The organism is Gluconobacter sp. (genome assembly GCF_047722525.1).
Lineage (GTDB): Bacteria > Pseudomonadota > Alphaproteobacteria > Acetobacterales > Acetobacteraceae > Gluconobacter.
The window spans coordinates 89245-113967 of record NZ_JBDNYY010000003.1 but is presented as its reverse complement, the minus strand read 5'-3'; the positions used below and the strand labels follow the sequence as shown (position 1 = coordinate 113967).

Below are 24723 nucleotides of genomic sequence, written 5' to 3'. Positions count from 1 at the left end.
TTGTTTTACATCATGCCGTTGGGATGCTCGCCCATGTCCATGCCATCCATGATCATGGTCTTGTGGTGAGGGTCATCAAGGTGGCAGGCATGATCCTGAAGCTCCTCGCCCGACCCGTGATCGAACACATGCGCCATGTCATCGAGCAGAATGAACCCGCCATGCTTGGCCGGCGTCACGACGAGCGTGTGAATGGACATGTCATCAGCCGCAATCACCCGGAACGGCGACGGATCCAGCGACGCCACGATCCGCGCCCGATAGGGATGGCCATAAAGCGAGACCAGAGACCAGCTCTCGGTGATCATGTTCTTGTCGAGTTCAGCCCGGGCATAAGCCGTCAGACAGTCCAGATGGATGTGCAACTGGTCCTGCGTCCGGCCGGGACGCGAATTGATGGCCATCGACAGATGGGAGTCAGGAATCTCGAACCCATAGGCCTGCGCCACATGCGCGCGCTCGCCCCAGGCTTCCGCAAAGTAGTTCGGCGTCTCGGGCTTCAGCAGCACAGGATCTTCAACGCCCGGAACCTTCTGCGTCGGGATCACGAGATACTGCCCATGCCCGAAATGATCCTTGAGAAGGGCATACCCATCCTTCTCGTCATAGACCGTGCAGGGCTTGTGCTGCGCATCCGGAGCGCAGCGTTCGTGCACGACCTTCCACAGCATACCCCGGTCATGGGATTTACCGCATCCCGACAGACCCAGGGCAACCGCCGCAGCCAGTAGGCCACATCTGGCCGCCGTCCCGTAATTCCGCAAACTCATTCTTCCCTTACCTGACATTCAAGCTGCATCGCCGCAGCCAGCCTCTCGAAACGACGACGGACTGCACTCCCTGCCGCACGCACACTGCGCGCCCCCAGGATCAGCACAAGCGTGCCGTCTTCCACGAGCAGCCTGCACTCGTCCAGAAGGACTTTCGTCCCCGCACAGAGGGTATAGGCCAGCCGGAGCGCCAGTCCCAACTGTACCGCCCGCTCGATTTCCGAGCGCGACAGAAGCTGCCGGGACGGTTCGATCAGCGGAGAATCCAGCGAGACCTCATAACGCACCGCCAGCGTCAGCCCGACGAAGGCCCGCGCCCTGTGATCGAAACCGACCCCATGACCATGCATTACGCGCCGGTATGTCTGCTCCGCCCGGTACTCGGGATGATCGTAAGACCCGATATCTGACAGCATGCAGGCCAGTTCCCGCAGACGCTTCTGGGTCCGCGTCTCATCGCGAAACAGCGGCGCCGTCCAGTTCACGAGAGGTTCGGCCAGCGACGCACTGCGTGCCAGACGATTGGCCATTTCCGCCGCCAGATCCGTCATCGGATCCAGATCCGCGACCGAAGACGCCACGTGGCGCATATACCAGCCTTCACGCAGCCCATCGACGCTGAACACGACCTTGGACGGACGGACCCGCTCCATCAGGCACCGCAGCACAACCGCCGCAAAAGGCGCATCCGCCAGACGTTTGCGCGGCGCACCGGGCAGCTTTTCAAGCGTGCGCTTGGGCGCACTGATGACCCAGTCCGCCATCTCACGCGCTTCCCCTTCGGAGAGCGTGAACAGATGCACCAGGTTCAGCGGATACTGCGTCCGGGCAATCTGCAGACGCGCCAGAGCCCGGAACGCGCCACCCACCAGATAGAGCGGCCGCCCCGTCATGCCCGGCAGCCAGCTTACCGCCGCCAGAAGCTCGTTCGCGATTTCAGCCGCCCGTTCGATACTGCCTTTGGCCCGGTCATGCAGCCGGATCACACCAAGCTTGGTCGTCACGGCCTCGAAATACTGACCATCGGCAACATGGATCAGCTCCAGCGAGCCACCTCCGATATCCGCCACCAGCCCGTTCGCTTCCGGCAACCCGCACAGAACGCCCCGCGCCGCGTAATCGGCTTCCTCGGTCCCTTCCAGAACCCGGATCGGCACACCCGGCATCCGCGCGCGGATCGCATCCACAAAGTCCGGCCCGTTGGTCGCGTCCCGGACAGCAGCCGTCGCAAGAACCTGAAACGGCTCCGCCCCCATCGCGCGGGCGACGGTGTGGAACCGCCCCAGCACGTCCATCGCCAGCGCCACGCCCTCTTCATTGAGGCGCCCCGTCGTATCCAGCCCCCGCCCGAGCTTGAGCGTGACCTTTTCGTTGAAGATCGGAAGGGGGTTGCGCGTCACCCCTTCAAAAACGACCAGCCGGACCGAGTTGGATCCAAGATCGACAATGGCGGAACGCTGTGCAGATGAGGACATGAAGATCAGTCTTCCAGAATCCTGTCGGGCCGCTCACGGGGGCGGTGCGCCTCCGGAAGGACCTTCTCCCGCGCGGCTGAACCTCGGCCGGACAGGGACGGATTGTTCATGAAGTATTCGTGGGCGGAGAACGGATGTGCGCCCGGCGAAACCCGATGCCAGTAGCCGTCCCTCGTGAGCGTCCAGCTCTGAAGGTTGTCCTTGATGTTCATCGTCATGATCTGGCCAAGAATCTGCGCATGGACCGTCGGGTTCGTGATGGGCACCATGGCTTCTACCCTCCAGTCCATGTTCCGCACCATCCAGTCTGCGGAAGAAATGAAAACTTTTGCCTTGGAAGACGGCATCCGATGCCCGTTTCCGAAGGCAAAAACCCGCGCATGTTCCAGAAAACGCCCGACAATCGACTTGATCTCGATATTATCCGAAAGTCCGGGCACGCCAGGCCGCAGACAGCAGATTCCCCGGATGATTCCGATGATCTTCACCCCGGCCTGCGACGCAGCATACAGTCTGTCGATCAGTTCGGCATCCACGAGGCTGTTCATTTTCAGCCAGATCCGCCCTGGCCGACCCGCCTTCGCATGGTCGATCTCATCCTGGATCAACTGCTCCAGCGTGGAGCGGATGGTGATCGGCGAGAACGCCAGCGCATCCATCTTCGCCGGGATGGCATAGCCCGTCATGTAGTTGAACAGACGTGCCGAATCCGAGGCCAGCTTCGGATCACAGGTAAAGAACGACAGATCCGTATAAATCCGCGCCGTGATCGGATGGTAATTGCCCGTCCCGAAATGCGCATAGGACCGGAGCGAACCGTTCTCGCGACGAACCACAAGGCTCAGCTTGGCATGCGTCTTGAGATGCGCGAACCCGAACACGACCTGCACACCCGCCGCCTCCAGCGCACGCGACAGGCGGATATTGGCCTCCTCATCAAACCGCGCCCGAAGCTCGACCATCGCTGTCACCGACTTGCCAGCCTCGGCTGCCTCGATCAGCGCATGCACGATCGGACTGTCGCGTGACGTCCGGTACAGCGTCTGCTTGATCGCCAGAACGTTCGGGTCCAGCGCCGCCTGACGCAGGAACTGCACGACCACGTCAAAGCTCTCGAACGGATGATGGACCAGCATGTCCTTCGCCCGGATCGCTGCAAAGCAGTCACCGTCATAATCCAGCACCCGCTCGGGAAAGCGCGGCGTATAGGGCGGGAATACCAGATCCGGACGGTCATCGACGATGAGCTGTTTGAGATCCGTGACACCCACAAAACACGGCAGGACGACAACGTCCTCTTCCCCGACGCCAAGTTCCTCACCCATCTCGCGGCCCAGCGCCTCGGGCAGCTTGCGGTCCAGCGCGAGATGAATGCACACACCGCGACGACGCTGCTTGAGCGCGGTCTCGTAGGACCGAACCAGATCCTCGGCCTCGTCCTCGAACTCCACATCCGTATCGCGGATCACACGCAGCACACCCGCAGCCCCGATCGCCAGTCCCGGAAAAAGACGCCCGGCAAACAGCGTAATCAGGTCTTCGAGCAGCACGAAACGGACCTGGTCCGGTGTTTCCTGTCCTTCCTTCAGACGCGCTGGCAGCCGCAGGAAACGGGGCACCTGCGTCGGCAGCAGGATCAGACCATCCATGACATGCGCGGACGAGGCCGGATCCTTGAGCCGCATGAGCAGCGCCAGTCCCATATTGGGAATGAACGGCAGCGGATGGGACGGATCGACCGCCATCGGCGTCAGCACCGGAAACACCCGTTCATCGAACAGCGTGGACAACTGCGCCAGATCCGTCTCATCCAGCGAGTCTGTCGGCAGAATGAAGATACCCGCTTCTTTCAGCTCCCCTTCCAGCACATGCCAGACCCGCTGCTGCTCGGCCAGAAGATGCCGCGCCTTCTGCCGCACCTGCGCAAGCTGCTGCCCCGGGGTCAGCCCGTCCGGACTGCGGACAACCATGCCCTCGCGCACCTGCCCCACCAGCCCCGCCACGCGCACGGAATAGAATTCGTCGAGATTGCTGGAACTGATGGACAGGAACCGCACCCGCTCCAGCAGCGGATTGCGGATATTTTCAGCCTCATCAATGACGCGCTGGTTGAAGTCCAGCCAGGACAGTTCCCGGTTGAGGAACCGCTCCGGCGATGTCGGCATGTGCGCGTAGTCCTCGGCCCGGGCAGCGGTCGTCTGGCGCCGGCCCCGGTTCCGGGCCGGGGTCACTGCGTTGCGGGGCTTGCGGGGAGAGCGGCGGCGCGGAGCTGGCCGGGAATCTTCAGTCGTCACGATGGGGTCTTCCGGAACACACAGAAATACAGGTCACATCAAGGGTCATCTCACCGTAAAGGCATGTCAAACGGAGTTTTTGTGTCACTCCCATGACGTTCACCCCTCAGGCGTCAGCAGATCCGGCAGCATTTCCATCGCCAGAGCCCGCGTGATCGGCTGCTTGCGCGCCAGAGCCGCCTCGTCCAGCCGCTCCACCGCCGAAACCAGCGCATTGCCCGTTCGGGGCAGATGCCGCCACAGCCACTCCGTCACAGACTGCGACACCACAAGCTGCCGGTCCGCCAGCAGCGACAGAAGCAGCGTCGCCCGCAGATCGTCCTCCGGCTCCCCGGTCGCCGTGGTCGCCGTCGCCCGCAGACGGCTCGCCAGATCGGGCAGCATGAAATGACTGCGCGACGGCGGAAGCTGCCCCGCCATCAGAACCCGGTCCCCCTGCGCAAACGCATCGTTCAGCAGATGCAGCATGGTCGCCTCGTCCCCCGGCGAATCGGCATTGTCGATCGCAAGATTGCCCTGCACCCGGATGCGCCCCCCTGCGGACGATGTCGAAAACAGCCGTGCATCCAGCACTGTCGCGTCATGCTCATGCGCCCAGGCCGTCAGAAGATGCGTCTTTCCCGTCCCCGAGGGGCCCCAGAGCCAGAGTCGCCCGTCAGGCCACTGTTTCCGCGCCAGCCACGCCCGCGCCGCCGCATTTGAAGGCCCGTTAATGAAACGCTCGGACGTCATGGCCGTCACCCGACGCAACGGAAACGCCATCTGCGCGGCCGCATGTCCTCCCATGGCCCTGCCCACATCCCGTTTCGTCATCCCAGGCCCCTTTTTCATGCCGTTACGCCTTCAAACAGGCGTTCCGCCAGCGCGCAGGATGCTCTAGAACGGCGTCACGTCAACCAGCGGGAACCTTTGACCATGACCGATCAGCCTGACACCTTCCCCGGCACGAGCTGCGGCGCAAGCTACGCACAGGCCGGCGTGGACATTGCCGCAGGCGATGCGCTGGTCGACGCGATCAAGCCCGCAGCCAAGGCCACGAACCGCCCCGGCACCATGGGTGGCCTGGGCGGCTTCGGCGCCCTGTTCGATCTCAAGGCCGCAGGCTTCACAGATCCCGTCCTCGTCAGCTGCACCGACGGCGTCGGCACCAAGCTGATGGTCGCCATCGCAGCCGGCAAGCATGACGATGTGGGGATCGATCTCGTCGCCATGTGCGTTAACGACCTCGTCGTGCAGGGCGCCACCCCGCTGTTCTTCCTGGACTATCTCGCCACCGGAAAGCTCTCCGTCGAGGCCGCTGCCACGGTCGTGAAGGGCATCGCCAAGGGCTGCGCCGAGTCCGGATGCGCCCTTGTCGGCGGTGAAACGGCCGAAATGCCTGGCATGTACGCCCCGGGCCATTACGATCTCGCAGGCTTCAGCGTCGGCGCGGCAGAGCGGAACAACCTGCTTCCCGCCAACATCGGCGAAGGCGACACGCTGATCGGTCTGCCGTCGTCCGGCGTCCATTCCAACGGCTTTTCGCTGGTCCGCGAAGTCGTGCGCCGCTCCGGCCTCGGCTGGAACGATCCCGCTCCTTTTGCCGAGGGCCATACCCTCGCCGAGGCCCTGCTGACGCCGACGAAACTCTATGTCCGCACGGTGCTCGACCTGCACGCCAAGGGCCTGCTCCACGGCTGCGCCCACATCACCGGCGGCGGCCTCCCCGGCAACCTGCCCCGCGTCCTGCCCGAAGGCCTCGGCGTCCGCATCGACGGCTCCGCATGGATCGTCCCGCCCGTGTTCCGCTGGCTGGCCAAAACCGGCAACGTGGCCGCTGACGAAATGCTCCGCGTCTTCAACTGCGGCATCGGCATGGTGCTTGTCACGTCCGAGCCCGAGAAGGTCATGGCGGAACTGGATGCCCGTGGCGAAACCGGCTTCCTCATGGGCCAGATCGTCCGCTCCGACGATGCCTACACCCTGACCGCGCCGGTCTCCTTCGCATGAAGAAGCCGCACCACAAAACCCGGGGCAAGGCCGCGCCCAAAAAGACCGAAAAAGTCCCCATCGCGATCCTCATCAGCGGCCGCGGGAGCAACATGCGCGCGCTGATCGAGGCCTGCGCCCGTCCGGACTATCCAGCCGAAATCGTGCTGGTTCTCAGCAACCGCCCGGATGCCCCAGGACTTGAAGTTGCCGAAGAAGCGGGCCTGAAAACCCTCGTCATCGACCACAAACCCTTCGGCAAGGACCGCGAGGCCCACGAGCGCGAAATCGACGCTGCCCTCCAGGCTTCCGGCGCCATGCTTGTCGTCCTCGCAGGCTACATGCGCGTCCTGACGCCCTGGCTGGTCAAGGCCTGGGAAGACAGGATGCTCAACATCCACCCGAGCCTCCTGCCCGCCTTCCCCGGCCTGCACACCCATGAAGCCGCCATCAAGGCCGGGGTGAAAGAGCATGGCTGCACCGTCCATCTCGTGACATCCGGCGTGGACGAAGGCCCGATCCTCGGACAGGCCAGTGTCCCCGTTCTGGAAACCGACACCCCCGAAACCCTCGCCGCCCGCGTTCTGGAGCAGGAACACCTCCTCTATCCGGACGTGCTGGAAATGATCTGCGACGTTTTTGCGAAGTAAGACAGTTCCGGAAAATATGGCCCTTTACGGCTTCGCATAAGCGTAAGGGCCACCTTTTTCGATGGCCCGGCGATAGGCCAGACGGGCATGGATCCGTTCCAGAAATGCCCGCACATTTGGCCGCCCGAGCAGCGCACCGGCCCGTGAAGCAGCAGCTTCAAGCGGAAAACTCATCTGGATATCCGCTCCCGTCAGATCCGTTCCCGCGAACCAGCCGGTTTTCGCAAGCTCGCTCTCCCAGAAATCCATGTTCTGCAGCAGTTGCGGGTCCACAAACCCTTTCTGCGCCCCCGAGGCGATCTTTCTGACCAGAGGGCGCAGCAGGAACGGCACCTTCTCCGGCAGCATCTGGAAAATCAGCTTCAGCAGCAGCGGCGGCATGGCAGAACCTTCCGCATAATGCAGCCAGAACACGAACCGCACCCAGTCAGACGTCTCCTCCGCCGGCATCAGACGCCCGTTACCATACCGTTTGAGAACATATTCGATGATGGCTCCCGATTCCGGAAGCACCACGTCCCCATCCACCAGAACAGGTGCCTTCCCCAGCGGATGCACCCGCTTGAGTTCCGGAGGCGCAAGCATCGTTTTCGGATCGCGTTTGTAGAACCGGATCTCGTAAGGCAGTTCGAGTTCCTCAAGCAGCCAGAGAATACGCTGTGAGCGGGAATTGTTCAGATGATGGACGACAAGCATCGGCTTCTCCCTTGATCGGGAGCTAACGGTCGCAAGCAGTGTGAGGTTGCCCCTGACACCCAGACCCCACATACAAAAAAAGGCGCGGACCGAAGCCCGCGCCTTTCCTTCAGGACAGAAAGTCCCCGCCGCGGATTACGGCAGGATTTCGGTCTCGGCGAAGAAGAAGGAGATCTCGTTCTTCGCGTTCTCGAGGCTGTCCGAACCATGCACGGAGTTGGCTTCGATGCTCTCGGCGAACAGCTTGCGAACGGTGCCTTCAGCAGCGTCGGCCGGGTTCGTCGCACCCATGACTTCGCGGTTCTTGGCAACGGCGTTCTCGCCCTGCAGAACCTGAACGACAACCGGCTCGGCAATCATGGAGGACACGAGGCTGCCGTAGAACGGACGCTCCTTGTGCACGGCATAGAAAGCGCCAGCCTGCTTCTCGGTGAGCTGGATGCGCTTCTGGGCAACGATACGCAGGCCAGCGCCTTCGAACACGGCATTGATCTTGCCGGTCAGGTTACGCTTGGTTGCGTCGGGCTTGATGATGGAAAGCGTGCGCTCGAGAGCCATCTTTCTTCTCCTGGTTAGGACCGGTCCTCGCGGGACCAGCGGGTAAATACCGCCGTTCCACTAGAGCAAATTCGTCGTTCCTGATAGGTCTGTCGCAGTTTTTTAACTGCCCCCTGTTTCTTTTCTTCCGACTGATCGAGGCGCCCGTGAGCCTGCTCACCATCACCGACCTGACCCTCCGCATCGCGGGCCGCACCCTGCTGGACAATGCGTCCCTCAGCGTGGACCCGGGACGCAAGATCGGTCTGATCGGCAAGAACGGCGCCGGAAAGTCCACCCTGCTGGCCGCAATCGCCGGTGACTTCGCCCCGGACGGAGGCACCATCACCCTGGCCGCCCGCGCCACGATGGGCCGCGTCAAACAGGAAACACCCTCAGGCAGCACCTCCATCCTCGATACGGTTCTCGAAGGGGACCTCGAGCGCACACGCCTGCTCGCGGAAGCCGAAACCGCGACCGACCCGGTCCGTATCGCCGATGTCCACGAACGCCTCATCGCCATCGACGCCTACACGGCCCCCGCCCGCGCCGGCGCCATCCTCTCTGGCCTCGGCTTCGATCAGGATGCCCAGAACCGGGCGGTTTCGGACTTTTCCGGCGGCTGGCGCATGCGCGTGTCGCTGGCCACGGCGCTGTTCCTGAACCCTGATCTGCTGCTCCTCGACGAACCCACCAACCATCTCGACATCGAAGCCACGCTCTGGCTGGAATCCTGGCTGGCGAAGTTCTCCGGGGCCGCGATCATCGTCAGCCATGACCGCTCCCTGCTCGACAACACGGTCGATGCCATCGCCCATCTCGATCATCAGAAAATCAGCGTCACCCCCGGCGGCTACGACAATTTCGTCCGCATCCGCACGGAACAGGCCCTCCAGCAGAACCGCGCTGCCGAACGCATCGCCGCCCAGCGCGCCCATATGCAGTCCTTCGTGGACCGCTTCCGCGCCAAGGCCACCAAGGCCAAGCAGGCCCAGGCCCGGCTGAAGGCCCTCGAACGCCTCCCGCAGATCGACAGCGTCGTGGAAGACACCCCCACCCGCTTCTCCTTCCCCGAGCCGCAGCCCCTGCCCCCGCCGATGCTGAACCTGAACAATGTCAGTCTCGGCTATGACGGTCGCGTCGTCCTCAAGGGCCTGAACCAGCGTCTGGACATGGAAGACCGGATTGCCCTCCTCGGCCAGAACGGGCGCGGCAAGTCCACCTTCGCCAAACTGCTCGCCGGTCGGCTGGAGCCGATGTCGGGCACCTATACCCACTCGCCCAAGCTGAAGATCGGCTATTTCGCCCAGCACCAGAGCGACGAGCTCGTCCTGACCGACACGCCCATCGACCACATGAGCCGCGCCATGCCGGACGCGGCTCCGGCCACCGTCCGCGCCCAGCTTGCCCGCTTCGGGCTCGATGAAAACCGTGCGGAAACGAAAGTCGGTGAACTTTCGGGCGGCGAAAAGGCCCGCCTGCTCCTCGCTTTGTCCACCCGCGAAGCCCCGCACCTGCTGATCCTCGACGAACCCACCAACCACCTCGATCTCGATGCCCGTGACGCCCTGATCCGCGCCCTGTCAGAGTTCGAGGGCGCGGTCGTCCTCATCAGTCATGACAGCCATCTCGTGGAGTCGGTCGCCGACCGTTTCTGGCTGGTCGAAGACGGTACGATCGCTCCCTTCGACGGCGACATGGCCGAATACCGCGCCTGGCTCCTCGAACGTGCCCGCAAGGCCCGCGCCGAGATGGCAGAGCGCAGCAAGGCTGCCACGACATCAGCCGATGGCGGCTCCTCGTCCGCCCAGAAGCGGATCGACCGCAAGGAACAGACCCGCGCCCTCGCCCCCCTGCGCCGCAAAATCCGTGACGCGGAAACGAAAATGGCCCAGCTCACCGGTGAGAAAAAGAAGATCGAGGACAGACTCGCCGATCCGGCCCTGTACCAGTCCGGTGATGCCGCGGAAGTGACGTCCCTGAACGTCCATCTCGCCGCCCTGAACGCCAGCCTCGAAACCGTCGAGGAAAGCTGGCTCGAGGCCCAGACGGAGCTTGAGGAAGCGACGGGCTGAATCCTTGTCATTTTATTGACAGGAAACTTTTAACAACATGATTTGTTATTTGTTAACCACTGCGGGAAGTGCATATCTCCAGTGGGTTAACGCCTTGTAACTGGTCCTTTCGGGACCAGCCCCAAGGCGACTCTGCTCCCGGATGCCCCGAGCAGGTGGCATTTCCAGTCCGACAGGTGGGTCTCGGGATGGAAAGACGCTCCAGCTCTCAGCAAAAAACCTGCTTTCCAGAGGATTAAGAACATGGTCCGCGACTATTATTCCTCATCCGACTCCTATTATGACCGTCCCTCCCATTCTCCCTCTTACGGGGCTCACGGCTGTTCCTACAGACCGCATCACGCCCAGTCAGCCTCCGGCCTGACAGTCAGTGGCTGTGGCCGGACCCTGTATGTCCTTGATGGCGATTCCGTCACAAAGACATCCGTCCTCAATGGCGGAACTGTCATTGTCGGATATGGCGGATCATCCAGCGCTGCCACGATCGGCAATAACGGTCTGCAGGCCGTCATCACGGGCGGGACATCCTCCAACACCACGGTCAAAACGGGTGGTGTCGAAGTCGTCTATTACGGCGGCCGCACCGCCCAGACAGTCCTCAACGGCGGTGACCAGGTCGTGTTCGGCGGAACAGCCAACAACACCACGGTCGGCAATGGCAGCACGCAGTATGTCCTGACAGGACAGGCCAGCGGCACGACAATCGGCAGCGGCGGCACGCTGGCCGTCTCCAGCTTCGGTACAGTCAGCAACGCGTCCGTCTATAACGGCGGCAAACTGGTCGTGAACTTCGGCTCCGTCGTCAAGAATACGAAGCTCTATACCGGCAGCACGCTGGATCTGAACTTCCTGCGCTACAACGGATACACAACGGCCACGATCAGCAACGACTATCTGGTCATTACCAGCAACCACGGGAAGATCACCTTCAAGCTGGCCGACAACTACAACGGCTATGCAAACCAGACCGTGACCCTGTCGCGTGACAGCGATGGCAGCACGCTCGTCCATCTTCAGGAAGTCTGCTTCCTGCCCGGCACCCTGATCGCAACACCCGACGGCGAACGCACCGTCGAGACGTTCGAGATCGGTGATAGCGTCATCACTCCCGACGGCGAGACCCGCACCATCACATGGGTCGGCCGCGCCCATGCACGCGTCCGCGCCGGCGTTCCCGACGATCAGGCCGGCTACCCGGTCCGCATCCGGGCCAATGCCATCGCCGATGGCATGCCGCATACCGACCTTCTGATCACCGGCGAACACTGCCTGTTCTTGGAGGACGGTTTCATCCCGGCCCGCATGCTGGTCAACGGCGCGTCCATCTCCTGGGATTACAGCATCACGTCCTACGACTACCTGCATGTCGAGACGGACGGTCATTCCGTCATTCTCGCCAACGGCCTGACAACGGAATCCTACCTCGACACAGGCAACCGTCGCAGTTTCACGCAGCCCGGCCGTGTCGTCGCCTTCGGTGGTACCCCCGCAAGCTGGGAGCATGATGCCGCAGCCGAACTCATGACGGACCGCGCCCGCGTCGAGCCGATCTGGACCGCCATCGCGTCCCGCGCCGGTGTTTCTGCCAGCGACGCGCCCACGACAACGGATGCCGAACTCCGCCTGCGCCTGCCGTGCGGGACGCTTCTTGCCCCGCGCCGCATCGCGGGTGACCGCGCCGTATTCAGCCTGCCGGACGGTGTGAGCGATGTCCGCATCCTCTCCCGCACCAGTCGCCCCTGTGACATGGTCGGCCCGTTCCTCGACGACCGCCGCGAACTCGGTGTTCTGGTCGGTGACGTGACGCTGTTCGAAAGCGCCTCCACCCGTCAGGTCACGACACACCTCATGACCGAGTCCGAAGGCTGGCTTGATCGTGAGAACGTGGCCCTTCGCTGGACATCCGGCAACGCCGCCCTCAGCCTCGACACCACGACAGCAGCGGTTCTGACCCTGCAGATCGTCGCAGCAGGCCCCTACAGCCTCAGTGAGGCCACAGCTCCGGTCGCCCTGCGCGCCTGAGCCCGGCTTTACGGACGTCCCCCACGGGGCCGTCCCTGAAAGAAGGGGGGCATTGACCCCCCGTCCCTCTGCCCATAAGCCAGTCCGCAACGACTGACCAAGGACAGACCTCCCCCATGCCCATATCCTTTTCCGATCCGGCAGAACGCAGCGAGACGGAACCTCGCGCGCGGGAGCTGTCCAGAATTGCCGGGCTGATCCGCATCACGCTGGCCCTGACCCTGCTGCTTCTGGCCATCTGGCTGATCGGCGACGTCCTTGCCGTGATCTTCGCCTCGGCCCTCGTCGCGATCGTCCTGCACGGTCTGGCCCGGATGCTCCGGCGTCACGTTTCCGTCATTCCCTATCAGGCGGCGGTCGCCCTTGTAACCACCGTGATCCTGGTGGCAGTGGTCGGCCTCGGCTGGTACAGCGGCCCCGCCATCAGCGACCAGTTCATTCGCCTCAAACAGGCCCTCATCACCCAGTCCGGTGAACTTCACGCTCATCTCTCCGGCTCCACGATCGGCCAGATGGTGCTCGATCACCTGCCGTCTTCCCTCGGCGGCAACGCTGCCGGTACGGGTGGCCTCGGCTCGCTGGGCTCCGGCCTCGCAGGTTCGGTGACGGGCCTTCTGAGCAGCGTGTTCGGTATTCTCGGAACGCTGCTGGTCATCCTGATCGCCGGTCTGTACTTCGCGCTGTCCCCGGCGATCTATATCGACGGCATGCTTCGCCTCGTCCCTCCACAGCACCGTCCCGCCGCGCGTGAACTGATGCTGACAGCCGGCGCAACCCTCTGGGCCTGGACCGCCGGACAGGCGCTGGACATGCTGGTGGTCGGACTTCTGTCCGGAATCGGCCTGTCACTTATCGGCGTGCCGCTCGCCCTGGCGCTCGGCGTGGTAGCAGGGCTGTGCAACTTCATCCCCTATATTGGCGCCATCCTCGGCGCGGTTCCGGCCGTGCTGCTGGGCCTGTCCCTTGGGACTCACGAAGCCCTGTTCGTCGCCATCCTGTACTGCGTGATCCAGTTCTTCGAGGGTAACGTCCTCGCCCCGCTGATCCAGCGCCGCGCCGTTCACATGCCCCCCGCCCTCGCCATCCTCTCGCAGACGGTGTTCGGCTCCATCCTCGGCGCTCCGGGCCTGATCCTGGCGTCTCCCATCACGGCCGCCCTGCTGGCCATGGGCGACAAGGCCACGGCCCCGCTCGAGGACGAAAACCAGACCCGCCGCGCCGTCGGCGAAGTCACGGAAGAAGAAGAAAAACAGCAGAAATGATTTTCTGCTTGCTCCTGACGTAAGGTCATCACCCTTGATGATGCGTCAGGAGCATGATGATGAACACACGAACCCTGACAATCGGCGAACTGGCCGCCATAACCGGCGTAACACCACGCGCCCTCCGGCACTTCGAAGCAGCCGGGCTGCTTCGCCCGTGTCGGGCGGAAAATGGCCGTCGCATCTACAACACCGCCGATGTCGGGACTCTGACGCATATCCTGCTCCTGAAAAGAGCCGGCTACACCCTGAGGGAAATCGCCTCCCTTTCGCACGGGCCGCTCAACGCAAAACGACTTCTGCAGGTCCAGCTTTCTGTCCTTGAAACACGTCGCGCAGACCTTGATGCCGTTATCGGTCAGATCAGGGCTGCCTGTACGCTGATGTCGGAAGACACCGTGCCGGACCTGAAGTCCTTCTGCGCCCTTATCAGTAAAGGACAGGATCACATGACACATGACGCCATGAAAGACGTGTTGCGCCAGTACTTCACGCCCGAAGAACAGCAGCGCTGGCAGGACATGGCCAACAGCCATTTCCCGCCGACCGACCGCACGGCCTACGCGGAACAGTGGGAAAAACTGATCGCCCGGTGCGAAGACGCCCTAAGCCGGGATGTCTCTCCCAAAAGTAGCGAGGCAGCCGAACTGCTGGCGGCCTGGAAAACCCTTCAGCAGCCGCTTCAGAACGCGACCGGCCCCGAGCTGTGGCGCAAGGCAAACCGGATGTATCTGGAACGTACCAACTGGGAGACGCCCGAGCGGAAGCTGCCTTTCAGCCCGGACGTGCAGAACTTCATTATTGCGGCCGCGCACCATCAGGCTGAAGCGCCATGAGCTGTGCGTCCGGAAAGGCATTCATCCGGTAGGGGCCGTTCTTTTCAAGCTGAACACCAATGATGTCGTCCTGCTTCTTCTGCTTCCAGATGGACACGATAACCGGCTGCCCCTGCGCCGTGGTCATTTCCAGAATGACCTGTCCCGGCGCAGGCGGACGCTCGCCCGACGGCCCCCAGGCGGTTTCATGCGATTGCAGCCACAGATTGACCTTCTGAACCTCGTCTGCCGTGAGTTCACGACTGACGGGCGCGCTCAGTTGCCCGGCAGTCACCTCCGGCAATTTCCAGGCATGCAGCAGCGGCCAGGTTACAAACCAGATGATGCCCACCGGAATGAGGACAAGGGCCGCAAAAACCAGCAGAAGTTTCTGTTCGCGTCTCACGCCTGTTCTCCTGCCCAGCGATTGAGGGCTTCAGTGATGTAACGGACGTCATCGTCCGTCAGTTCGGGATGGATGGGAAGCGCCAGAACCCGCGCACCAAGCCCTTCGGCCACCGGCAGCGAAGCCCCGTCATGATGCGGCGCATAGGCCGGCTGACGATGCAGCGGCTTCGGATAATAGACGGCGGTCGGAACGCCAGCATTTTTCAGGAATGCCTGAAGCGAATCCCGTTTCGCCGCGTCGGGAAGCAGGATCGTATAGATCGCCCAGGCGCTCTCACTGTCCGGCACACGAACCGGGGGAACGATCCCCGCAGGCATCGCGGCGTCATAGGCCGATGCAATCGCATCCCGACGCTTCAGTTCCGCCTCAAACACATCAAGTTTCGCCAGCAGCACCGCAGCCTGAAGCGTATCCAGACGGCCGTTGATGCCGATCCGCTCGACTTCGTAGCGCGTGCGGCCTTCCCCATGCGTGCGCAGGGAATGATACAGCGCGGCCAGATCGTCATCATCCGTCAGGATCGCACCCCCGTCCCCATAGCCACCCAGCGGCTTGGACGGGAAGAAGGACAGCGTGGTCGCCTTCACTTCGTGCCCCAGACGACGGCCATGATACGTCGCCCCAAAAGACTGCGCACAATCGGAAATCAGCGTCAGGTTCTCTTCCGCCGCCCAGACCTTCAGCTCGTCCCAGGGAGCGGGCTGACCGAACAGATCCACGCCGATCACGACCCGGGGCTCCAACTCCCCGGCCTGACGCACGGCCTCAAGCCGCTCCTTCAGAGACTCAAGGCTGATCTGGAACGTCTGCGGATCCACATCCACGAAAACCGGCGTTCCACCCAGCAGCAGCACGACTTCCGCCGTCGCCGTATAGGTGAAGGCCGGCAGGAAAACCGCATCTCCCGGCCCGATCTCCTCGCCCATCAGCACCATCAGCAGCGCATCCGTCCCGGAAGACACACCAATCGCATGTTTCGCGCCGCCGAACTCCGCCAGACGCTGCTCCAGTTCCTGCACCTCGGGGCCAAGCACGAAACGGCAATGCGCCATGACGGCGTCCACACGTTTCTGGATACTGCCTCCGAGGCGCGCCTGCTGGGCGGGAAGGTCGAGAAAAGCAATCTGCCTTGTCATGGCTCTGTCATCTCCGGATCGGGATGGGAGACCGTAACCGGCGTATTGCCGTCACGGTTGTGAAGGAATTCCGGCACCAGCCTGTACAGGATGGCCATGATTGCGCCCAGATCACTCGCATGACAGGCCGCCTCCAGCTCATCCATCGCAGCCGTGGCGACGGCAAAATCGACAGTACGGGGAGAGGCCATCCGCAGACCGGGCGCATCGGTCGGAACCGGCGCCTCGCGTCCATGGAACAGCTCCTCAAACAGCTTCTCGCCGGGACGCAGACCGGTAAAGCGGATCTCGATATCGCTCTCGGGCCGCAACCCGGCCAGACGGATCATCTGGAACGCCAGATCCATGATCCGCACCGGATCGCCCATATCGAGCACGAATATGCCGCCCTGCTTGAGACGCCGGTCCGTTGCATCGTTTTCCGCGCGCTCATGCGTCCCGCGCACGGCCGCCTGCAACACCAGCCCCACGGCCTCGGGCACTGTCATGAAATAGCGCGTCATGTCCGGATGCGTGACCGTCAGCGGCCCACCATGCTCAAGCTGCCTGCGAAACAGCGGCACGACTGAGCCCGTAGACCCCAGCACATTGCCGAACCGCACGGTCACACAGCGCATGCCGCCCTGACCGGCCCGCGCCCGCATGTCGAGCGCCTGCCCGTACACTTCGGCACAGCGCTTGCTGGCCCCCATCAGACTGGACGGATTGACCGCCTTGTCCGTGGAAATCATGACCATCGCCTGCGCCCCGGCCCGCTCGGCCTCATCCGCGACGATCCGCGTGCCGATCACATTGGTCAGCACACCCTCGACCGGATTGTCCTCCACGATCGGCACATGCTTGAGCGCGGCCGCATGAAAGACAATCTGCGGCCGGTACGTCCCGAACACTTCGGCCATCCGCCGCCGGTCCCGCACATCCGCGATGATCTGATGGCGCGCCACGTCACCAAAGCGTTCCGAAATATCCAGATTGATCTGCCACAGCGCATATTCACTGCTCTCGATCAGCAGGAGCATGGAGGGCTGGAACGACGCAATCTGCCGCGCCAGTTCGGAGCCAATGCTCCCCCCCGCTCCAGTCACGGCAATGACGCGCCCGCAGATCATGCGCGCCATCCCCTGCGAATCGAGCGCAACCGGCGGACGGTTCAGCAGATCCTCGATCGCGATGGGGCGCAGTTCCACCCGGTCCGCCGGCTGCAACGCCGTCAGGGACGGTGTACGCTGCACGTCGATGTCATAGACCCGGGCCGCCTCCAGTATACGGGACAGCGCCTTGCCCTTGATCTCCCCCGCCGTAATAACCAGCGCATCCGGCAGTTTTCCAGTTGCGGACAGGCGCTCCAGAATGGTCGGGGTTTCCGAAATCGTTCCCAGGATGGGGCAGTCGTGAATCCGTCGCCCGGCCTGCTGCGCCCCGCCGGTCAGAAGCCCCACCACGCGCCGGTTGTTCTCGCTGTCACGCTCCATCGCCCGGATGAACAGATCCGCCTCATGATCCGCTCCGAGCAGCAGGATACGCTCCCCCCCCAGCGCCAGACTTTTACGCCGGGCCGCGAGACGCCACATCATCCGGATGGCACCGAGAAACACCAGCAGGACCAGAGCATGGATGATCGGGAAAGTCGGCGTCGGCAGCGGATACCCCGCCACATGCAGCAGACCCGCAAACAGCAGCGCACTCAGAACAGACGCACAGGCGATGTTGAAAAGATCTGCCACGCCCGAAAAACGCCAGTACTGCTGCGGTATGCGGAAGGGCAACCCACCCACGAGCAGCGTGATCCCGCCTCCCGCGACGAACCACAGCGGATGCAGCCACCCCCCGGCCGGATCAGCCAGCCAGCGCGCCACGGGTGCGGCTGCGGCGGAGACGACTCCGTCCAGCGCGACATTGAGTGCAATGCGCCGCGCCTGCATCGACGGACGCGAGGACGGGCCTGAAGGGGGCATTGAGGCCGGAGACGCGGGCCCTGTAGGATGAACTGATGTCACGCGCCCCTTATAGCGCCAAAAGCCTCCCTCCCATAAAGTCGTCCCATGCCCTTTTCTTTGCAGACCCTGACCAGCAGCGTCACATTCCCCTGTCTTGCCGCCGTTGTACTGTGCAATCTCCTGATCCTGCTCATGATCCGCGCCGGCGTTCTGGACCATCCCGTCGCCCGCAGTTCCCATACGCGCCCGACCCCAAAGGGCGGCGGGATCGGCATCGTCGGCGCCTTCGTCCTCTGCCTGATCCCGGCATTGCACGCAGCCCATGCCTCCGCGCAGGTCATTCCCCCCGTCACCGGACTGCTTCTGGGCATGATCCTGCTCGGCGCGGTCTCATGGCTCGATGACGTCCGCCCCTTCCCCGCGCGCTACAAACTTGCCGCGCAGTTCGTGGCCGCCATTGCCGCCGCCATCGGAACGGGGGCACCGTTTTACGAACTGGTCCCGTTCATTCTTGCCGCCGTCTTCATCACCAACGCCCTGAACTTCATCGACGGCATCAACGGCCTCGCCTCCGGCGTCATGGCCATATCCGCGCTCGTTCTGGCCAGCGCGGGAATCATGCCCGCAACATTCGTACTGCTCGCCGTCTGCCTGCTGACCTTCCTGCCGTATAATTTTCCGAAAGCCCGGATCTTCATGGGCGATGTCGGCAGCCAGCCGATCGGTCTCGCCATCGCCTGGGGTGGGATGACCGGTTTTGACGCTGGAGGCGGACTGCTCGTCATCGCCCTGCTCTCGGGAGTCCTGTGGGACGTGACCTTCACGCTCATGCGCCGGGCACGCGCAGGAGACAGGCTCGCACAGGCGCATCGCGGACATCTCTATCAACTGGCCGTCCGCTCTGGACTACCCGTACCGCTCGTGACGTCGATTTACTGGGGATTTGCGCTGTGGGGCGCGGTAGCCTTCGCCACAGGTCAGATCATCACGACCATTCTGATGATCCTCCTGCCACAGATCCTGTGGACAGGGTATGTCTGCACGCGGGCCGGAACCCGCGTGCAGGACCGCTGGTAAAACCAGCGGGTTCAATCAGCCGGCGCGACGGCTGCTCAGACGCTCGACAGAAGCCGAAGCCCGGTCCGTACGCGTCGAGCGCGTGCCGGAAGCTTCCGCCATGACGGCGCGCATCTCACGCAGGAAGGTGGAACCCTTCAGCGTGCGCTGAACCAGCACGGAACGACGGTCCAGCGGATCGACCTTGCGGCGGGCCAGATCCAGTTCGCCAAGACGGTCAAGCGCGCGCGTGATGGCCGGCTTGGAAACCTTGAGTTCCAGAGCCAGACCACGAACCGTGTGGGCCCCGTCCCGCAGATAGCAGGTCAGGAAAACGGCAAGCTGGCGTGCCGAAAGGTCGGGTCCGTCACGACGGACCATGGAAACGATGGTGTCGCACAGAAGGTTGAGCATCTGATCATTGGTAGCCTGGGGCATGATCTCTCTCCTAAGCAGTCCCTCCCTCATCTGTTGTCCGATCCCATAACAGGAGCCGACGGAATGAGGGTCGACGTGAAATTGTGTCTGTCTCTCCCCTTCAGGAAAGACCGTAGTTGCAATCAGGTGGTGATTCGAAACGCATACGCAAGCATACGGGTTCCAAAACAATCCGGTGGACGATGACTCAGCATCGAAACGATAAGGGGCATATGCCTCATCGAAGCGCATTTGACACCCTAATCTTTCAGCAGACTGCCGTCTGAACACACTATTCGCCGTCTGAAACGTCTCAGGAGGGCTCAGGAATTATTATGAATTCGTGACAATGTTTCCAGAATTGCCCGAAGACCCAGCACTTCTCCGCCCTCGGGACGCCCCGGCCGAGCACCGTCATTCCACGAATAAGTGTCGATATGCGCCCATTTCTGGCCATCCGGAACGAATTTCTGAAGATAAAGCGCCGCCGTAATCGCGCCCGCCATCGGCTTGGACGTGACATTTCCGAAGTCGGCCACCTTACTTTCCAGCCATGCATCATAGCCATGCCAGAGCGGCATTCTCCACATTACATCGGCCGTCGCTTTTCCCGATTCGAGAATGAGTGAGGCCAGTTCATCGTCATTACTGAACAGCGCCGGCACATCCGGACCGAGCGCAACGCGCGCGGCACCCGTCAAAGTTGCAGCATCCAGAATGGCATCCGGACGGCTTTCAGACGCTTCCGTTATCAGATCACACAACACCAGACGCCCTTCCGCATCCGTGTTGCCAATTTCGACCGTTTTGCCACTCCGCGTCCGCAGCACATCGCCCGGCCGCATGGCATGGCCGGACACACTGTTCTCCACACAGCCCAGACGCAGCTCCAGATCCACATCCAGCCCCACATCAATCGCCGCACACATGACCGCCAGCATCAGCGCAGCACCACCCATGTCCTTTTTCATGCGCAGCATCCCCGCCGCGCCCTTGAGATCGTAGCCGCCCGTATCGAAACAGACGCCCTTGCCAATCAGCGAAATCCGCGGCGCACCCTCACGCGCCTTCCAGCGCGCCACCACCACAGCCGGCTTGCGTTCCGACCCCTCACCCACACCGGCAAGACACGGATACGCACCCCGCAGATCATCGCCATCGACAATGCTGACGCTCGCCCCCCGATGCACCAGCGCCGCACCGGCCATGTCCGCCAGTTCACGCGGCCCCAGAAGATTGGCCGGCATATTGATGAGATCACGCCCGAACCAAACCGCCTTCGACAGCGCCACCAGCCGCTTCGCATCATCCGGCACGACCATCCGCGTTGTCAGAGGTTTGGCCTCACCAAGGCTGAACCGGTACGCCCCCATGCAGAACCCCAGCAGCGCGCTCTCAAGCGCCGCTTCCTCGAGCCCATGCAGCACGACCGTCCAGTCACCTTCCGGCAAAGCCGTCCCCAGAGCCCCGAAAGCCGTCGGATCGTTCACCCGCGAGGACGAAACACACAGAAGCGCCGCCCCGACACCGCCTTCACCCGGCAGCAGCGTGAACGCCCCGTCCTTCGCGGAAAATCCCTGACCCTGAAGAAACGCCGCATGTTCTCCCAGAAGGCTCGACACGGTCGCACTGTCCTCACAGGACACCAGATGAACCAGGCGGGCCGAGGGCGCTTCGGCAGAGGTCACAAAGGGAAGCTGGGGATGCGGATTCATATGACTTTCTTCCTCAAATACAGGCCCGACCCGAGAAAGATCAGCCGGGAGGGCTTCAGATGCTTGCTTTTGCCCCGCAGGCACCCGACCATTCAGACATGAAGGGTGCATTCCACGGAACCTCGTCCAGCTATCATACCATGCCAGCCAGCATCCGTGCTGCCCTCGGCCCCACCAATACCGGCAAGACCCATTATGCCCTGACGCGCATGATGGCTCATGCGTCCGGCATCATCGGCTTTCCCCTGCGCCTGCTGGCCCGGGAGAACTACGAGCGCCTCGTCAAAATCAAGGGCGAGCGTCACGTCGCCCTCATCACGGGTGAGGAAAAAATCGTACCCCCCGGCGCGCGCTGGTTTTCCTGCACCGTCGAGGCCATGCCGCTGGACCGCAAGGCCGAGTTCGTCGCCATCGACGAGATCCAGCTCGCCTCGGACCCCGATCGCGGCCACGTCTTCACGGACCGCCTCCTCCACGCGCGCGGCACCGTCGAGACGCTCTTTCTTGGTGCCGAAACCATCCGCCCGCTGCTCCAGAAGCTCGTCCCCGGCATTGAGATCGACATCCGCACCCGGCTCTCCAGCCTCGCCAGCACCGGACACACAAAACTCTCCCGCCTGCCCCCACGCTCGGCCATCGTCGCCTTCTCCATGAGCGAGGTTTACGCACTGGCCGAAGTGATCCGCAGGCGTCGCGGCGGCTGTGCGGTCATCATGGGCCAGCTCAGCCCCCGCACCCGCAACGCCCAGGTCGAACTCTACCAGAACCGCGAAGTGGATTATCTCGTCGCAACCGACGCCATCGGCATGGGCCTGAACATGGACGTCGATCACGTCGCCCTGGCCCAGCTCAGCAAGTTCGACGGCACCGTCCCCCGCCCCCTGTTCCCGCAGGAAATCGCCCAGATCGCCGGACGCGCCGGTCGCGGCATGAAAGACGGCACCTTCGGCACCACAGCCGACTGCCCGCCCATGTCCAGCGCCCTCGTCGAAGCCGTCGAGCAGCACCGTTTCGACCCGATCCAGCGCCTCTACTGGCGCAACCACGAGCTGGACTTCACCAACCCTGCAAACCTGCTCAAAAGCCTGACCCGCCCCCCACCGCTGCGCGGCCTGACCGCAGGCCGTATCGCCTCCGACGTCACCACACTCGAATCCCTGATGCTCGATCCCGACATCCGTGAGGCCGCCCGGGGGAAACGCGCCACCGCCCTGCTCTGGGACGTCTGCCAGATCCCCGATTTCCGCAAACTGGGCGATGACAGCCATACCCGCCTCTGCGCGCGCCTCTACATGCACCTGCTCAGGGAAGGCAGTATCCCCGCCACCTGGATGGAAGGCCATATCCGTGGCCTCGCCAAAACCGAAGGCGATATCGACACGCTGATGCACCGCCTCACCGGCGTCCGCGTCTGCTCCTACGTCGCCGCCCGCACCGAATGGAGCCGCCATTCCGCCGCCTGGCAGGACCGCGCCCGTGAAGTCGAGGACCTGCTCTCCGACGCCCTGCACGAACGCCTCACTGCCCGCTTCGTGGACCGACGCGCCACCTCCCTGCTGCGCCGCCTCGACAGCGACGGCGATCGCACCCTGCTCTCCGCCGTAAAACCGGACGGCGAAGTCCTCGTCGAAGGGCACAGCATCGGCCGCATCCGCGGCTTTACCTTAGAAACGGACGTCGCCTCCGGCCCGGACCGCCAGATCATCCTGCGCGCCGGTCGCAAGGCCCTCATTCACGAAATCCCCCGCCGCATCCGCCTCCTGCAGGACGCGCCGGACAGCGCCCTGAAACTGGACACCACGAACGGCGAACTCTTCTGGGAAGACACCCGACTCGCCCGCCTTACCGCAGGCCCCTCCCTGCTCCGCCCCGCCCTTCAGCTTTTCGCAGCGGAGTTCACCGACACCGTTCAGAAAACGCACGTCGAAACCCGCCTGCTGGACTTCGTGGCCCAACTCATCACGACGGATCTCAGGCCCCTCTATCGCGCCCACGCCCTGGCCGAACGCGAGCCCCAGCTCCGCGCGATCCTGCACCGCCTGATGGAGGATGGCGGCATCACCGAAACCCTGCCCGAAGACCACGCCCTCCCGCCGGGTTTACGCAACAGGCTCTGCAAGGGCGGGGTCGAGGTCGGACGGTTCTCGGTCTATTGCCCCGCGCTCTTCCGCACGCGCCCTCTCGCACTGCTCGGCCTCCTGCACGCCCTGCACAATCAGACTCCGATCCGCACCCCCGCGCCCGGTCGCGTCTCCCTGCCGTGGCGCGTCGTCCAGGGACAGTTCGGCTGGATCCGCGCGGGCGACACGGCCGTGCGCCTCGACATTGCAGAACGCTGTATCACGGACATGCACCAGCTCTCGGCCCGCCGGGATCACGCGGCCCCGCTCAACCTTGCATCACGACTGGGCGTGAAAGCCGAGAACGTCCCCTCTGTCCTGAAAGGACTCGGCATCGCGCATCAACCCGCCGAGCCCCAGTCGCCCACCCATGCAGGTCCGCCGCGTCCCCTCATGATCCTGAGCAACCGCAGGACCCGGGCCTCCCGCCGACGCAGATCCGCGCCACACCAGGCGCCTCCCAGACGCCCGGCCCCGCCCCGGACCGACAGTCCCTTCGCAGCGCTCGCAGCCCTCAGGGAAAAAGTCCGTCCATGAGCGAAGACTACCAGCGGCTGGACCAGTGGCTGTATTACGCCCGCGTCGCCAAAACGCGCCCACTCTGCGCCGCCATCGTCGGCAAGGGCCGTATCCGCATCAACCGCCAGCCGACCAGCAAACCCCATGCCAAACTTCACGTTGGCGACATATTGACTTTTCCGGCCGTTTCTGGCGGAGAAGTGCGCGTGTGGCGCGTCTTGGATCTTGGTGAACGCCGCGGTCCGGCAAAAGAAGCCGCACTTCTTTATGAAGCCATCACAGAAGACGGCTGACGATGCTTGCGTCTGACGCCAAACCTTCGCATATCATCCCGCTCGGATGAAACCGGCCGGATGCCGGACCAGCAAGACGATCGGAGACGTCAATGACCTATGTGGTCACCGAAAACTGCATTCGCTGCAAGTTCACGGATTGCGTGGAAGTCTGCCCCGTAGACTGCTTCTACGCCGGTGAGAATTTCCTCGTCATCAATCCCGACGAATGCATCGACTGCGGCGTGTGTGAGCCGGAATGCCCGGCTGAGGCCATCTTCCCGGACAGCGACAATCGCGCCGCGCCATGGATCGAGATCAACGCGAAATATTCGACGCAGTGGCCGAACATGACCCGCAAGATCGACGCCATGCCTGACGCGGAAGAGTGGAAAGACAAACCCGGCAAGGCCGCCATGCTGTCCGAGGCGCCTCACAAGGACTGACCCCGCCTTTTTGCGCGGCATCTTTCACCCGGCCTCCCAGGAGGCCGGGTTTTTTTGTGCCTGCTCTGCAGAAGCACGCCAGGCACATCCGCCTCAAAAACCATCCCGACCGGAACGCCGGGCACAAAAAAA

Annotated in this window: 21 protein-coding genes; 10 read left to right on the top strand and 11 right to left on the bottom strand. The window is 63.2% G+C overall.

From position 1 onward, the window contains the following. Window positions 1-5: 5 nt before the first annotated feature. From ABF859_RS04030 to ABF859_RS04015, 4 genes are all read right to left on the bottom strand, one after another. On the bottom strand, window positions 6-770 hold the full coding sequence (locus ABF859_RS04030; RefSeq protein ID WP_415526365.1) for a CDP-diacylglycerol diphosphatase: 765 nt from the start codon (window positions 768-770) through the stop codon (window positions 6-8). Then, window positions 767-2245, bottom strand: a complete 1479-nt coding sequence (locus ABF859_RS04025) for a Ppx/GppA family phosphatase (RefSeq protein WP_415526363.1) — start codon at window positions 2243-2245, stop codon at window positions 767-769. Before ABF859_RS04025 ends, ABF859_RS04030 begins: the two co-directional genes overlap by 4 nt. Window positions 2246-2250: 5 nt before the next feature. Continuing rightward, window positions 2251-4410 carry an RNA degradosome polyphosphate kinase gene (locus ABF859_RS04020; protein WP_415526669.1) on the bottom strand — a complete coding sequence of 720 codons (2160 nt, stop codon included), beginning with the start codon at window positions 4408-4410 and terminating at the stop codon, window positions 2251-2253. 228 nt (window positions 4411-4638) lie between these two features. Further along, entirely contained in the window at window positions 4639-5301 is a 663-nt protein-coding gene (locus tag ABF859_RS04015; protein ID WP_415526361.1) for a DnaA ATPase domain-containing protein, read from the bottom strand. A gap of 153 nt (window positions 5302-5454) precedes the next feature. Between ABF859_RS04015 and purM the strand changes: the two genes are divergently transcribed. After that, window positions 5455-6528 carry a phosphoribosylformylglycinamidine cyclo-ligase gene (gene purM / locus ABF859_RS04010; RefSeq protein WP_415526668.1) on the top strand — a complete coding sequence of 358 codons (1074 nt, stop codon included), beginning with the start codon at window positions 5455-5457 and terminating at the stop codon, window positions 6526-6528. After that, window positions 6525-7157, top strand: coding sequence for a phosphoribosylglycinamide formyltransferase (gene purN / locus ABF859_RS04005; RefSeq protein ID WP_415526359.1), 633 nt, complete (start codon window positions 6525-6527; stop codon window positions 7155-7157). The genes purM and purN overlap by 4 nt, the downstream gene beginning before the upstream one ends. Window positions 7158-7181: 24 nt before the next feature. Here the strand turns inward: purN and ABF859_RS04000 are convergent, their stop codons facing one another. Both ABF859_RS04000 and ndk read right to left on the bottom strand, forming a co-directional pair. Then, complete coding sequence (locus ABF859_RS04000) at window positions 7182-7853, bottom strand: glutathione S-transferase (protein WP_415526357.1); 672 nt, start codon at window positions 7851-7853, stop codon at window positions 7182-7184. A gap of 135 nt (window positions 7854-7988) precedes the next feature. After that, complete coding sequence (gene ndk, locus ABF859_RS03995; RefSeq protein ID WP_011253445.1) at window positions 7989-8411, bottom strand: nucleoside-diphosphate kinase; 423 nt, start codon at window positions 8409-8411, stop codon at window positions 7989-7991. 146 nt (window positions 8412-8557) lie between these two features. On the opposite strand from ndk, the gene ABF859_RS03990 reads away from it, so the two are divergent. The 4 genes from ABF859_RS03990 to ABF859_RS03975 all read left to right on the top strand — a co-directional run bounded on the left by ABF859_RS03990 (window position 8558) and on the right by ABF859_RS03975 (window position 14585). After that, a complete protein-coding gene (locus ABF859_RS03990) occupies window positions 8558-10465 on the top strand; it encodes an ABC-F family ATP-binding cassette domain-containing protein (RefSeq protein ID WP_415526355.1) in 1908 nt (635 codons plus the stop codon). 243 nt (window positions 10466-10708) lie between these two features. Next, window positions 10709-12487, top strand: coding sequence for a Hint domain-containing protein (locus ABF859_RS03985; protein ID WP_415526353.1), 1779 nt, complete (start codon window positions 10709-10711; stop codon window positions 12485-12487). A 116-nt stretch (window positions 12488-12603) separates the two neighbouring features. Next, on the top strand, window positions 12604-13749 hold the full coding sequence (locus tag ABF859_RS03980; RefSeq protein WP_415526351.1) for an AI-2E family transporter: 1146 nt from the start codon (window positions 12604-12606) through the stop codon (window positions 13747-13749). Between the two features lie 53 nt (window positions 13750-13802). Further along, window positions 13803-14585: a MerR family transcriptional regulator gene (locus ABF859_RS03975; protein ID WP_415526349.1), complete on the top strand. Its 783-nt coding sequence runs from the start codon at window positions 13803-13805 to the stop codon at window positions 14583-14585. On the opposite strand, the gene ABF859_RS03970 is transcribed toward ABF859_RS03975, so the two are convergent. From ABF859_RS03970 to ABF859_RS03960, 3 genes are read right to left on the bottom strand one after another with little or no spacing between them, the layout of a single operon-like run. Then, a complete protein-coding gene (locus ABF859_RS03970) occupies window positions 14548-14970 on the bottom strand; it encodes a hypothetical protein (protein WP_415526347.1) in 423 nt (140 codons plus the stop codon). The genes ABF859_RS03975 and ABF859_RS03970 overlap by 38 nt on opposite strands. Further along, a complete protein-coding gene (locus ABF859_RS03965) occupies window positions 14967-16109 on the bottom strand; it encodes a DegT/DnrJ/EryC1/StrS family aminotransferase (RefSeq protein WP_415526345.1) in 1143 nt (380 codons plus the stop codon). Before ABF859_RS03965 ends, ABF859_RS03970 begins: the two co-directional genes overlap by 4 nt. After that, window positions 16106-18064, bottom strand: coding sequence for a polysaccharide biosynthesis protein (locus ABF859_RS03960; RefSeq protein ID WP_415526667.1), 1959 nt, complete (start codon window positions 18062-18064; stop codon window positions 16106-16108). Before ABF859_RS03960 ends, ABF859_RS03965 begins: the two co-directional genes overlap by 4 nt. A gap of 87 nt (window positions 18065-18151) precedes the next feature. Between ABF859_RS03960 and ABF859_RS03955 the strand changes: the two genes are divergently transcribed. Next, window positions 18152-19123 carry a glycosyltransferase family 4 protein gene (locus ABF859_RS03955; protein ID WP_415526343.1) on the top strand — a complete coding sequence of 324 codons (972 nt, stop codon included), beginning with the start codon at window positions 18152-18154 and terminating at the stop codon, window positions 19121-19123. A gap of 15 nt (window positions 19124-19138) precedes the next feature. Here ABF859_RS03955 and ABF859_RS03950 read toward each other — a convergent pair whose 3' ends face one another. Next, on the bottom strand, window positions 19139-19540 hold the full coding sequence (locus tag ABF859_RS03950) for a MarR family transcriptional regulator (RefSeq protein ID WP_415526341.1): 402 nt from the start codon (window positions 19538-19540) through the stop codon (window positions 19139-19141). A gap of 302 nt (window positions 19541-19842) precedes the next feature. Continuing rightward, on the bottom strand, window positions 19843-21234 hold the full coding sequence (locus tag ABF859_RS03945) for a leucyl aminopeptidase family protein (RefSeq protein WP_415526339.1): 1392 nt from the start codon (window positions 21232-21234) through the stop codon (window positions 19843-19845). Window positions 21235-21293: 59 nt separating this feature from the next. Between ABF859_RS03945 and ABF859_RS03940 the strand changes: the two genes are divergently transcribed. The 3 genes from ABF859_RS03940 (at window position 21294) to fdxA (ending at window position 24591) form a co-directional block, all read left to right on the top strand. Further along, entirely contained in the window at window positions 21294-23891 is a 2598-nt protein-coding gene (locus ABF859_RS03940) for a helicase-related protein (protein ID WP_415526337.1), read from the top strand. Further along, a complete protein-coding gene (locus tag ABF859_RS03935; protein ID WP_415526335.1) occupies window positions 23888-24166 on the top strand; it encodes an RNA-binding S4 domain-containing protein in 279 nt (92 codons plus the stop codon). Before ABF859_RS03940 ends, ABF859_RS03935 begins: the two co-directional genes overlap by 4 nt. 92 nt (window positions 24167-24258) lie before the next feature. Continuing rightward, window positions 24259-24591 carry a ferredoxin FdxA gene (gene fdxA / locus ABF859_RS03930; RefSeq protein ID WP_011253433.1) on the top strand — a complete coding sequence of 111 codons (333 nt, stop codon included), beginning with the start codon at window positions 24259-24261 and terminating at the stop codon, window positions 24589-24591. The last annotated feature ends 132 nt before the right edge of the window (window positions 24592-24723 follow it).